General features: G+C 45.2%; 9 protein-coding genes. 8 read left to right on the forward strand and 1 reads right to left on the reverse strand.

All coding sequences use genetic code 11. The annotated features are described in order from the left end of the window. Positions 1 to 114 precede the first annotated feature (114 nt). The 3 genes from FFF34_013200 (at position 115) to FFF34_013210 (ending at position 4,971) form a co-directional block, all read left to right on the forward strand. On the forward strand, positions 115 to 2,514 hold the full coding sequence (locus tag FFF34_013200) for a TonB-dependent receptor (GenBank protein ID TSD65070.1): 2,400 nt from the start codon (positions 115 to 117) through the stop codon (positions 2,512 to 2,514). A gap of 72 nt (positions 2,515 to 2,586) precedes the next feature. Then, the gene (locus FFF34_013205) at positions 2,587 to 4,248 is read left to right on the forward strand and encodes an alkaline phosphatase family protein (GenBank protein TSD64851.1); all 1,662 of its coding nucleotides are present in this window, start codon (positions 2,587 to 2,589) and stop codon (positions 4,246 to 4,248) included. Positions 4,249 to 4,347: 99 nt separating this feature from the next. Then, entirely contained in the window at positions 4,348 to 4,971 is a 624-nt protein-coding gene (locus FFF34_013210; protein ID TSD64852.1) for a thiamine phosphate synthase, read from the forward strand. Here FFF34_013210 and FFF34_013215 read toward each other — a convergent pair. After that, positions 4,968 to 5,465 carry a hypothetical protein gene (locus FFF34_013215; GenBank protein ID TSD64853.1) on the reverse strand — a complete coding sequence of 166 codons (498 nt, stop codon included), beginning with the start codon at positions 5,463 to 5,465 and terminating at the stop codon, positions 4,968 to 4,970. The two genes, FFF34_013210 and FFF34_013215, sit on opposite strands and share 4 nt — an antisense overlap. Before the next feature lie 67 nt (positions 5,466 to 5,532). Between FFF34_013215 and FFF34_013220 the strand changes: the two genes are divergently transcribed. The 5 genes from FFF34_013220 to infB all read left to right on the forward strand — a co-directional run bounded on the left by FFF34_013220 (position 5,533) and on the right by infB (position 13,202). After that, positions 5,533 to 7,905, forward strand: coding sequence for a S9 family peptidase (locus FFF34_013220; protein ID TSD64854.1), 2,373 nt, complete (start codon positions 5,533 to 5,535; stop codon positions 7,903 to 7,905). Beyond that, positions 7,902 to 8,327 (forward strand): hypothetical protein, encoded by a 426-nt coding sequence (locus tag FFF34_013225; protein TSD64855.1) that lies wholly within the window; start codon positions 7,902 to 7,904, stop codon positions 8,325 to 8,327. The genes FFF34_013220 and FFF34_013225 overlap by 4 nt, the downstream gene beginning before the upstream one ends. A gap of 136 nt (positions 8,328 to 8,463) precedes the next feature. Next, positions 8,464 to 8,928 (forward strand): ribosome assembly cofactor RimP, encoded by a 465-nt coding sequence (gene rimP, locus FFF34_013230; protein TSD64856.1) that lies wholly within the window; start codon positions 8,464 to 8,466, stop codon positions 8,926 to 8,928. Between the two features lie 3 nt (positions 8,929 to 8,931). Beyond that, positions 8,932 to 10,167 (forward strand): transcription termination/antitermination protein NusA, encoded by a 1,236-nt coding sequence (nusA, locus tag FFF34_013235; protein ID TSD64857.1) that lies wholly within the window; start codon positions 8,932 to 8,934, stop codon positions 10,165 to 10,167. Between the two features lie 59 nt (positions 10,168 to 10,226). After that, positions 10,227 to 13,202, forward strand: a complete 2,976-nt coding sequence (gene infB, locus FFF34_013240) for a translation initiation factor IF-2 (GenBank protein TSD64858.1) — start codon at positions 10,227 to 10,229, stop codon at positions 13,200 to 13,202. Positions 13,203 to 13,260: the final 58 nt, after the last annotated feature.

Genomic DNA, 13,260 nt, shown 5'->3' on the forward strand with positions numbered 1-13,260 from the left:
AACAAGTTAAGTGTACTGCCGTTTTATCCCGGCGAGCAGATGGTTTAACTAATTTATTGTTCAACAATTTTGAAAAACTTATTTGCGGCGCTCTTCGCCCTGCTGCTGCCTGTTGTGGCATCGGCTCAATTTTCCATCAGCGGAAAAATCACAAACCAGGCCGGCGATGAACTGCCCGGCGCAACCATCAGCATTAACAGCCCGGCTGTAAACACCGTTGCCGGCGCTAACGGAAATTACACCCTTAGCAATTTACAAAGCGGCAACTATACTATAAAAGCCAGCTTTGTAGGCTATCAAACCATCACCAAAACCATTCGGCTTAATAATAATCAGGTGGTTGATCTTTTGCTTACAAGCGCTGCCTTTAGTGCGGAGGAAGTGACAGTTACTGCTACACGGGCGGGTAAAAACTCGCCAACGGCCTTTACCAACTTAAGCAAAAAAGACCTGGAAAAAAACAATTTTGGCCAAGATTTACCTTACCTGCTTAACCAAACACCATCGGTTGTGGTAAGTGCGGATGCGGGCACAGGTATTGGCTACACTGGTATACGTATTCGCGGCTCGGATGCTACACGGGTAAATGTTACTATAAACGGCATCCCCTACAACGATTCGGAAAGCCAGGGTTCGTACTTTGTCGATCTGCCCGATATTGCATCATCCATCAATAACATACAAATACAGCGCGGTGTGGGCACATCAACCAATGGCGCTGGCGCATTTGGTGGCAGCATCAATATATCAACCACCACGCGCCGCGATACCGGCTATGCCGATATCAGCACCTCGGCAGGCTCGTTTGGCACCTTAAAAAACACCCTTAACCTGGGTACGGGTTTGTTGGGCGGCAAGTTTAGTGTAGATGGCAGGCTGTCGCGAATAAAGTCTGACGGATACATAGACAGGGGGGCGTCTGACCTGAAGTCGTTTTTTGTGAGCGGCGCTTACTACGGTAAAAGCAGCACATTAAGGGCCAATATATTTTCGGGCTACGAGCGCACCTACCAGGCCTGGAACGGCGTGGCCGATTATATTATAAGTGATAATACGCTGCCAAACCACCGCACATATAACGAACTGGGCATATTGCCCGACGGCAGCTTTTATAAAGATCAGGTTGATGATTATTTGCAAAACCACTACCAGTTACTATACGATCAAAAACTATCGGACAAGGTAAGTTTTAGCGGTGCCCTACACTATACCAAAGGTAAAGGCTATTACGAAGAGTATAAAGCAAACGCGGCCGTGGCTGATTATGGACTTACACCTGTAGTTATTGGTGATAGTATCATTGCCAATACCGACCTGGCCCGCCGCCGCTGGCTGGATAACGATTTTTATGGTGTTACCTATGCTCTAAAATATCAGCCACAAACCAATCTTAACTTTACTTTAGGGGGCGCTTATAACCGCTACACCGGCGCGCATTATGGCAATATTATTTATACTAAGCAAAGTGCCGGCATTGCACCTAACTACGAGTATTACCGCGATGATGCCAAAAAGAACGACTTTAACATTTTTGCCCGTGGCGAATACAAATTGGGTAATGCAACACTTTTTGCAGATATGCAATATCGCCGTATTTATTACTCGTTTTTGGGCTTCGACCAAAACCTGAATAATGTGCAGCAAAGTGCAACGCTTAACTTTTTTAACCCCAAAGCGGGTATAACCTACGAGCTGGACGAGCGCAATAACATTTACGCGTCATTCGCTGTGGGCAACCACGAGCCCAACCGCGACGATTACACCAACTCGACCCCGCTAAGCAGGCCCAAGCCCGAGAACTTAAAAGATTTTGAATTGGGTTACCGCACCAACGGCAGCATATTTAAAGGAGGCATTAACGGCTTTTACATGTTGTATAAAAACCAGCTGATACTAACCGGAGCCTTAAATGATGTAGGCTCGCAAATACGCAACAACGTAGATAAAAGCTACCGCGCGGGCATTGAGTTTGATGGCCGTGTTAAAATAGCCAACCAGCTAAGCGCCGCAGCAACAGCTACCATTAGTACCAATAAAATTAAAAACTACAGCCAGTTTTTAAACAACTATGATAATAATACCCAGGTAGAAATATTTTTGCCAAAAACGGATATTGCCTATTCGCCCTCTTTCATTGCATCGGGCGAGATAAGTTACAGCCCAATAAAGGGCGGCGAAATATCGCTGCTGGGTAAATACATCAGCAGCCAGTATTTAGATAATACCATGAATACCAACCCGGCAGCTTTCCCGGTAGCGGCAAGCAACCGGTACATTATGGACCGTAAATTGAACAGCTATTTTGTAAGCGACATCAGGATGCGCTATAACTTTAGTGTACGATCTGTTAAAAACATTGGGCTTGGGCTATTGGTTAATAACCTGTTTAATAAACAATACGAAGCCAACGGCGCAACCTACCCCGATATTGAAGGCGGGCAGGTGGTAAATTACAATTACTATTTCCCGCAAGCTACGCGCAACTTTTTGGCATCGGTTAGTTTGAGCTTTTAATTTTAAAGTAACGCAAATATCACATTGTTTATATATTGCAAGTGTGATATTTGCCTACTTAAATATGCTGCCATGAGAATAAAATTGCTGCTTACGCTAAGCTTTGCTGCTACTGTATTAAATCTATCAGCCCAAAATAAACGGACTGTCACCGCAACTGCTGCTACTTTATCCCGCCCAAAGCTGGTTGTTGGCATCGTAGTTGACCAAATGCGCTGGGATTACCTGTACCGTTATTACGACCGTTATCAAAACGGCGGCTTCAAGCGCATGCTTAACGAAGGATTTACTTGCGAAAACACCCAAATAGATTATATACCCACGGTTACTGCCGCCGGGCATAGCTGTATTTATACGGGATCAGTACCATCTATACATGGTATTGCCGGTAACGATTTTATAGTACAAGCCACCGGCAAAGCCATGTACTGTACAGACGATAGTACCGTTGTTGCAGTAGGGAGTACGTCGGCGGCCGGCAAAATGTCGCCGCGCAATTTGTTGGTTACAACAGTTACCGACGAATTAAGATTAGCAACCAACTTCCGGTCGAAAGTTATTGGCATCGCGTTAAAGGACCGCGGCGGAATATTACCGGCAGGGCATGCTGCCAACGCAGCGTACTGGTTTGATGATAGCAACGGCAGCTGGATAAGCAGCACTTATTACATGGCCGACCTGCCTGCATGGGTTAAAAATGTTAATGCCCAAAAATCGGCGGAAAAGTATCTGAAGCAAGATTGGAACACCCTTTACCCTATTAGTACCTATGCGCAAAGTGCGCCGGATAACAGCCCGAAATACGAAGGCAAATATAGTGGCGCTGATGCGCCAACCTTCCCGGTTAAAACATCGGAGTTGTATAAAGGCCGAATCGGTATGGTACGATCGACACCGTACGGCAATACCATTACTTTAGAGATGGCAAAAGCCGCGGTAGAAAATGAGCAATTAGGCAACCATACTGTAACCGATTTTTTAGCAGTAAGCTGCTCATCTACCGATTATATAGGTCACCAGTTTGGTCCGAATTCTGTGGAGATTGAGGATACTTACCTGCGTTTGGATAAAGACCTGGCATCATTTTTTACCTATTTAGATGAAAAAGTAGGCAAAGGCAATTACACCGTATTTTTAAGTGCCGACCATGGTGCCGCTCATAATCCCACCTTTTTAACCGACCACAATATACCGGCCGGCAACTGGAGCGAAGCGCCTGCTTTAGCGGGCTTAAATAAACTGCTTGAAGATAAATACAAAATAAAACGCCCGGTGCTTAATTTTGAGAACTACCAGGTAAACCTTAATTATGCCGCGCTTAAAAAAGACAATATCAGCGAAGACGCGGTTAAATATGACTGCGTACAATACCTTAAAACACTGCCCGAGATAGCGTACGCTGTTGATATGGCGCATGTGCAGGAAGCCAGCATTCCGCAAGACCTTAAGGTAAGGATACAAAACGGCTACAATGCCGAACGCAGCGGTACAATCCAGATAATTTTAAAACCGGGATGGTTTTCGGGCAACCATGGTGCTACGGGTACTACCCATGGTTCGTGGAACCCATACGATGCGCATATCCCGCTGGTATTTATGGGCTGGGGCGTTAAGCACGGCAGCCTGGTACGCGAAACCCATATGACGGATATTGCGCCAACTATTGCCGCCTTGTTACATATACAGGCGCCAAACGGTAACATTGGCAAACCGATAGGGGAAGTGTTGAAATAAGTTTAAAGTCAAAGGTCCGATTGAGCGATGGGTCATCCCGAGCTTGTCGAAGGACGCGGGCGGGTACTGGTTCGACATGCCGGATAATTTAAATAGACTATGAAAAAGTATATCTCCAAATTCCATTATCTAACGCAGGACCTGCCCAACCGCAGCCATGTAGAACAGGCCCAAATTGCCTGCGAAGCCGGGGCCAATTGGGTGCAGTACCGCTGCATGACCAAAAACGACGGGGAATTAATAGCTGAGATAAACCAGATAGCTGCCATTTGCGATGATTGGGGCGCTACGCTGATACTAACCAACCATTACCACCTGCTGGACAAGGTAGACGCGCAGGGCGTGCACATAGAAGATTTTGATGCCGACTTTGCCGCCATACGCAACGTAATAACCGACGAGAAAACTTTAGGTGCTTCAGCTACGAATATCGAGGCGTTATTAAGGGTGCAAAACTCCGGCATGGTTGATTATTGTGGTTATGGCCCCTTTGCGCATACCGATACCAAGCCCAACAATAAGCCGCTTTTGGGTTACGAAGGCTACCGCGAACTGGAACGCCAGCCGATAGATATACCTGTGATTGCTGTTGGGGGTGTACAATTAAAAGATGTAGACCTGCTTTTAAAAACAGGTATTTATGGCATCGCCGTATCGGCCGCCGTTAACCTGTCGCTTGACCCGAATGGGATGGTAAAAGAGTTTTATCGTAAGATCTATTAAAACATAGGGTGGGGGTTAGCCGATTTGGCCGGCACTTCCTGTATCACATCCCAATGCTCTACAATTTTACCGCCCGCTATCCTGAATATGTCGATCACCGAGCTGGTTTTGTCGCCCATTTTATTTTTAAGGTGTATGTAAACCAAATCGCCGTCGGCACTTAGGTGCTGTATATCTATTTTAGTTTTGGGGGCGCCCTTAAACCATATCATGGCACCTTGCTTTAAGGGCTCGCGGCCATCAGGTAAAATAGGGTTATGCTGTATGTAATCTAAAGCCAGATATTTATCCAGCGCGGCAATGTTTTTATCGCCAAAAAACGCCTGGTAAAAATCGGCAACCAGCTTTTTATTTGCTTTAATGGTCGAGTCCTGTTTAATGAGCGAATCGGCTAAGGTTAGTTTTGCGCCTGTTTCGCCGCCCGAGTACTTACAGGAGGTAAAAGCAATAGTAAAAACGGCTAATACAAAAAGGGTTGCGGCTAAATTTTTCATGTATAAATATATCAAACAAAAAGTAATTACCTAAACTGTTAAATTGCGGCTACTAAGCTGATCACTCATGAAGAAAATACTGACCCCCTTATTGCTTTTTGTGTTTGCAGGCGCTTCGGCACAAACGATGGATGTGCTAACGGTCGAAAAAATAATGCGCGACCCAAAATGGATGGGTACATCGCCATCAAACATCCGCTGGAGCGACGATAGCAAAAAAATATACTTTAACTGGAACCCGGATAACGCCGAACGCGACGAGCTATTTTCTATAACCCCGGCCAACATTAAACCGCAAAAAATATCCGTAGCCGAGCACCGCGATATGATACCTGAAGGCGGCAAGTGGAACAAAAAGCTAACACTGAAAACCTATGAAAAGAATGGGGATATCTATTTACTGAATATTATTAACGGGCAATCAACCCGGCTTATCAACACTACCGATCGTGAAAGCAACCCAACATTCAGCGGTGATGAAAGCAGCATTATATTTACCAGTGGTAATAACCTGTTTGCGTTTAAACTTAACAAAGGCGAATTAACCCAGCTAACCAATTTTGTAAAAGCCAAAAGCGACGCAAAAAAAACCGAAAAAGATAATGAACAGGCCGCATATCTAAAAAAGCAGCAACTGGAGTTATTCGACATTATTAAGAAGAACGAGAAAGACCGCAAGCTGGATTCTGCCGAGCGCAGCATGCTTAAAGCAGCAAAGCTAAAAGAAATTGTTATTGGCGATAAAAGGCTAAGCGGTGTGCAGGTTAGTCCGGATGGAAGGTACATTACCTACCGCGTTAACCAGCGCGCCGAAGGCGAGAAAGAAGATATAGTAGCCGATTTTGTAACCGAAAGCGGCTATGTTGAAGGCTTGCCAAACCGCAGTAAAGTGGGCGGGCCACAAGGCAGTTCGGAGAGTTTTATTTTTGATACCAAACGAGATAGTGTTTACAAGATCGTCACGACTGACCTGCCCGGTATAAAAGATATACCTGAATATGTAAAAGATTACCCCAAACGTTTAGAAGAACTTAAAAAGCTAAATGCCGACCGCAAGGTTGATGTTACCGGCCCCTATTGGAGCGACGACGGCAAATATGCCATTGTAAACGTAGATGCGCAGGATAATAAAGACCGCTGGCTGATGAAACTGGATGCCGCAACCGGCAAGCTAAGCCTGCTTGACCGCCAGCACGATGATGCCTGGATAGGAGGCCCCGGTACCGGCGCATGGTTTGCCAACGGCAGCTTAGGCTATACCGATAACACCCACTTTTACTACCAAAGCGAAGCCAGCGGCTACTCGCACCTTTACCTTGCCGATTTGGCAACCGGCGATAAAAAACAACTAACATCGGGCAAATGGGAGGTGCAAACACTGCATTTATCAAACGATAAAACAACGTTTTACTTTACCGCCAATATCGAACATCCGGGCGTTACACACTTTTACCGTATACCGGTAACAGGTGGCGCACCGGTAAAAATCACATCGATGAAGGGCGGTAACGAGATAGACCTATCGCCGGATGAGAAATGGCTGGCTATACGGTACTCTTATTCAAACAAACCATGGGAACTTTATGTGCAGCCCAATAAACCAGGCGCAAAGGCAGTACAGGTAACCAACTCTACCACTCCCGAATTTAAATCGTACCCATGGCGCGAGCCGGAGGTGATCAGCTTTAAGAACCGTTACGGTAAAGATATTTACGCTCGTTTGTACCTGCCTAAAAACCCAGATCCGGCAAAGCCCGCGGTGGTGTTTGTGCACGGTGCCGGTTACCTGCAAAACGTTCATTTTTGGTGGAGCAGCTATTTCCGCGAGTATATGTTTAACAACATGCTTACCGATAATGGCTACACAGTATTAGATATTGATTACACAGCCAGTTCGGGCTATGGCCGTGATATACGCACCGGCATATACCGCCACATGGGCGGCGCAGATCTTACCGATCAGGTAGATGGTGTAAAATTGTTGGTAGATAAGTATGGCGTTAACCCTAAACATGTAGGCCTGTATGGCGGCTCGTACGGGGGCTTTATTACACTAATGGCCCTGTTTACCCAGCAGGATGTATTTGCCTCGGGCGCGGCTTTGCGGTCGGTTACCGATTGGGCGCATTATAACCACGGTTATACCTCCAATATTTTAAACGAACCATATAACGATGAAAAGGCATACCGCCAAAGCTCGCCAATTTATTTTGCCGATGGTTTAAAAGGTAATTTGCTGATGCTGCACGGCATGGTAGACCAAAACGTGAACTTTCAGGATATTGTGCGCCTAACGCAACGGTTGATAGAACTGCATAAGCAAAACTGGCAGCTGGCACCCTATCCGGTAGAAGACCATGGCTTTATACAGCCCAGCAGTTGGACAGACGAGTACAGCAGGATATATAAGTTATTTGAAACAACTTTGAAGGGAAAATGAAGAAGTTATACATAATATGTTTATTATTCCTTGCAGCCTGCTCATCCTCAAAAAAGCCTGATAGTGCTTTGGTGAGTATCAGCCTGGTAAATAACAAGCAGTCGGTACAATTTAAAGGCCTGGATTATGCCGTTATCAGCGAAATAAACCGCGATTCGTCCGTTCAGGCATGGCAAAGCCTTATCCCGGTTTATAAAATGCCGGCCGATACCGATATGAAAAGCTATCAGCCGGTACAGCCGGGCAGGTATCAGTTACAGGATAGCGCGGTGGTTTTTACGCCCGATACCCCTTTTGCCAAAGGACAGGTTTATTTTGTGCGAAATTATAAGCTGGGCGAAAGTGTAAGCGCGGTTGATTTTGTAAAAGGGCGCATACAACCGGGCCGTACCCGATTTACCGATTTGATTTTTAAGCAATAAGCATTTGAAATAGAAAATATTTCTTACATTTGCATCTGAATTAAAAAAGAGGGGGCGATTGTCCCCTCTTTTATTTTATCAATCAAATTATCATCCGTCCCAAAAGCAACCGGGATATCAGGAAAAACATACGATAATGAATATTGAAAAAAGGGTAACCGAACTGGTAGAAGAGAAAATTGCCGATAACCCCAGCTTGTTCTTAGTGGATGTTAAAATGCACTCAAACGGCAAGCTCATCGTTTTGGTTGATGGGGATAACGGTATAGGTATTGCCGATTGTGTAGCCATAAGCAGGCATGTTGGTTTTCACCTCGAAGAAGAGAATGTGATAGAGACCGCCTATAACCTGGAGGTATCATCGCCGGGGATAGATACCCCGCTTACCTCGCAAAGGCAATACGCCAAAAACGTGGGCAGGCAACTGGGCATTAAAATGGACGATGGCACCAAGCGCGAAGGCGAACTATTAGAGGCCGGCGACGGTTTTATAATAATTGAAGAAAAAATAAAAGAAAAAGGGAAAAAGGCTGAAACTGTTGAAAGCACTATCCCTACAGATAAAATAACAGAAACAAAAGTTTTAATATCATTCAAGTAGAAGATGAGCAATATTAATTTAATTGATTCTTTTCAGGAATTTAAAGATTTCAAGAACATTGACCGCCCAACCATGATGAGCGTACTGGAAGACGTTTTCAGAAGCATGATCAGGAAAAAATACGGCAACGACGAAAACTGCGACGTTATAGTAAACACAGATAACGGCGATTTGGAAATTTGGCGTACACGTACCGTAATGGAAGATGGTTTTAGCGAGGATGATGACCTGGAGATTGAACTTGCAGAAGCAAGATTAACAGACCCTGACCTGGAAGTTGGCGACGACTTTATTGAGCAGATAACTTTAGAAAGCTTTGGCCGCCGTGCCATTTTAGCTGCCCGCCAAACGCTGGTATCTAAAATTTTAGAACTGGAGAAAGACGAGATATTTAAAAAATATAAAGACCGCGTTGGCGAAATTGTTACCGGCGAAGTTTACCAGGTTTGGAAAAAAGAAACCCTGGTGCTGGATGATGAAGGCAACGAGCTTTTATTACCTAAAACCGAACAAATACCTGCCGATTACTTTAAAAAAGGGGATAGCGTAAGGGCAGTAGTGAGCAAAGTGGATATGCTTAACAGCAACCCTAAGATCATTATATCGCGTACGGCACCCGAGTTTTTACAGCGTTTGTTTGAGCTGGAAGTACCCGAAATTTTTGATGGTTTGATCACGATCAAAAAGATCGTTCGCGAACCGGGCGAAAGAGCTAAGGTAGCGGTAGAATCGTATGATGACCGTATTGATCCGGTTGGTGCCTGCGTAGGTATGAAAGGGTCGCGTATACATGGTATAGTGCGCGAGTTAAAAAACGAAAATATTGACGTTATTAACTACACAAACAACATACAACTATACATACAGCGTGCACTATCGCCGGCCAAAATAACATCTATTAAGCTGGATGATGAGAAAAAAACAGCCGCAGTATACTTAAAACCCGATCAGGTATCTTTAGCTATCGGTCGTGGTGGCCATAACATAAAATTGGCAGGTAAATTGACAGGTTACGAAATAGATGTTTACCGCGAGGCTGATGAGCATGATGAGGATGTGGACATCGAAGAATTCTCAGACGAAATTGATAGCTGGATAATTGACGAATTTAAACGCATTGGGCTTGATACTGCAAAATCGGTATTGGCATTAAGCGTTGGTGAGTTGGTTAAACGTACCGATCTGGAAGAAGAAACGGTTAAAGATGTGTTATCAATTTTGCAGGCAGAATTTGAATAAACAGAATAACAAAAATTAAAATCGTATTTTTGCGATAATTAGCAGAGAAAATTTAATAAATGTCAGAAGACAAATCCATAAAATTAATAAAAGCGGTAAAAGAATTAAACATTGGTATGGGTACCATTGTCGATTTTTTAGCGACCAAAGGCTACAAAGTAGAAAAGCAGCCAATGGCCAAGCTGGATAACGATATGTACACAACCCTGTTAAAGGAGTTTGCTGTTGATAAAATTATTAAGGAGGAGGCCAAGCAGATCAGTATAGGCAAAATCAGGAAAGAAGAACCTGGTGCAGTGCCCGAAACTACTAAGCCCGTTGAGGGCCGTCGTTCGCGAGATTTCGAGAACGAAGAGATACTGATTAAAAACACCGGCCACTTTACTCCGGCCCCGGCCGATAAGCCAAAACCGGCAGAGCCGGCTGCTCCGGCTAAAACCGAAGAGCGTGCCGATGCATCATTGCCCGGTGTTAAGGTAATTGGTAAAATAGACCTTAATAACCTTGGTGCTAAACCACCTGTTGCAGAAAAAGCACAGCCCGAGCCGGCCAAAGCTGCGGAGCCAGTTAAGGAAACTGTCGCACCTGTTGTAGAAGCACCTGCGCCAAAAGCGCCGGAACTTGTCAAAGAGGTTGCCGCACCTATTGCAGAAACACCAAAAGCAGCCGAGCCGGTAGCAGAAAAAGCCCCGGAAGCGCCAAAAGCACCCGAACCGGTTAAAGAAGTTGCTGCACCTGTTGCAGAAACCCCGGTTGCTGATGCAGCCACAAGCGGCGATGACGCGCCTGAAGATGAAGTAATACGCGCCAATGCAGAAAGGCTTACAGGCCCTAAAATTATTGGTAAGATACAGTTACCTGTTAATGCGCCTAAGCGTAATAACCCGGTAGCCTCGTCGTCTAACACAGCAGGTAACGCTGCCGATCAGAAACGTAAGCGTAAGCGTAAAGATAGCCAGGGTGGCAATGGTGGCCAGCAGGCCCCGCCAACAGGCAATATCAATCCAAACCGTCCCGATTTCAGGAACAGGCCAACTGCCCCTCCGGGAGGTGGTAACCGTCCCGATTTTAGAGGAGGCAGAAACGCGCCACCTACAGGCGGCCCTAAAGAAGAACCATCTGAAAAGGATATACAAGACCAGATAAAAGCTACACTTGCACGCTTAAGCGGCGCAGGTAAAAGCGGTAAGTTTGCCCAGCGTGCTAAATTCCGTCGTCAAAAACGTGATGATGTGGCTGCAACTGCCGAAGAACTGGCAATGGAGCAGGATGCCCAATCGAAAGTATTAAGGGTAACCGAGTTTGTTACAGCAAATGAGCTGGCCATAATGATGGATGTATCTGTAACACAGATCATATCTACCTGTATGAGCTTGGGGATGTTTGTGTCTATTAACCAGCGTTTGGATGCCGAAACATTAAGCATTGTTGCTGATGAGTTTGGCTACCAAGTTGAGTTTGTAAAACCACAGGACGAAGAAGCCAATTTGGACATTGAAGATGATCCGGCTGATTTAGTACCGCGCGCGCCAATTGTGACCATAATGGGCCACGTTGACCACGGTAAAACATCGTTACTCGATTTTATACGCAAAACAAACGTAATAGGCGGCGAAGCAGGGGGTATAACCCAGCACATTGGCGCTTATGAAGTTACTTTACCTGAAGAAAAAGGAAAAATAACTTTCCTGGATACACCGGGTCACGAGGCGTTTACCGCCATGCGTGCAAGGGGTGCACAGGTAACAGATATTGTTATTATAGTTATTGCTGCTGATGATAGCGTGATGCCGCAAACCCGCGAGGCCATAAACCACGCGCAGGCTGCAGGTGCACCTATTATATTTGCCTTTAACAAAATTGACAGGCCGGGTGCCAACGCCGATAAGATACGCGAGCAGTTATCGGCCATGAACATATTGGTAGAAGAATGGGGTGGTAAATACCAAACCCAGGAAATATCTGCCAAAACCGGTTTAAATGTTGAATTGCTGTTAGAAAAAGTATTACTTGAAGCCGAGTTGCTTGAATTAAAGGCTAACCCTAATAAGCGTGCCGTAGGTACCGTAATTGAGGCAGCCTTAGATAAAGGCCGTGGTATAGTAACTACTATATTGGTACAGGCAGGCCGCCTAAAAGTGGGCGACCCAATATTAGCCGGTTGCTATAGCGGGCGTGTTAAAGCCTTAACCAACGAACGTGGCCAAAGGGTTGAATCGGCAGGGCCATCAACGCCGGTACAGGTGTTGGGTATGCAGGGCGCACCTACAGCGGGCGATAAGTTTAACGCTTTAGACAGCGAAGTTGAAGCACGCGAAATTGCAAACAAACGTTTACAATTACAACGCGAGCAAGGCTTACGTACTCAGAAACACATTACACTTGACGAGATAGGCCGCCGTTTGGCAGTTGGTAACTTTAAGGAACTTAACATTATTGTTAAGGGTGACGTGGATGGATCTATCGAGGCTTTATCAGATTCGTTATTAAAATTATCTACCGAGCAAATACAGGTTAATATCATATCAAAAGCAGTTGGTCAGATATCAGAGTCGGACGTATTGCTGGCATCAGCATCAGATGCGATCATCATTGGTTTCCAGGTACGCCCATCAGGCGGTGCCCGTAAACTTGCCGAGGCTGAGCAAATTGATATCAGGCTTTACTCCATCATCTACGACGCTATCAACGAGATAAAAGCGGCGATGGAAGGTATGCTTGCCCCAACATTTGAAGAGAAGATTGTAGCTAACGTTGAAATACGCGAAACCTTTAAAATTAGCAAAGTGGGTACCATTGCAGGTTGTATGGTATTAGATGGTAAGATAAACCGTAACAGCAAAATACGTATCATCCGTGATGGCGTAGTTGTACATACCGGCGAGCTTGCATCACTTAAACGCTTTAAAGACGATGTTAAAGAGGTAGCTACCGGTTACGAATGCGGGTTAAATATTGCAAACTACAACAACATTGAAGTTGGCGATATAGTTGAAGCATACGAAAACGTAGAAGTAAAACGTAAGCTTACCTAAGTGCTAAAAAGACGCGAAGTATCGCGCCTCTACTAAATATTTTTAAAGGATGGCTATT

Source organism: Inquilinus sp. KBS0705, assembly GCA_005938025.2.
Taxonomy (GTDB): domain Bacteria; phylum Bacteroidota; class Bacteroidia; order Sphingobacteriales; family Sphingobacteriaceae; genus Mucilaginibacter.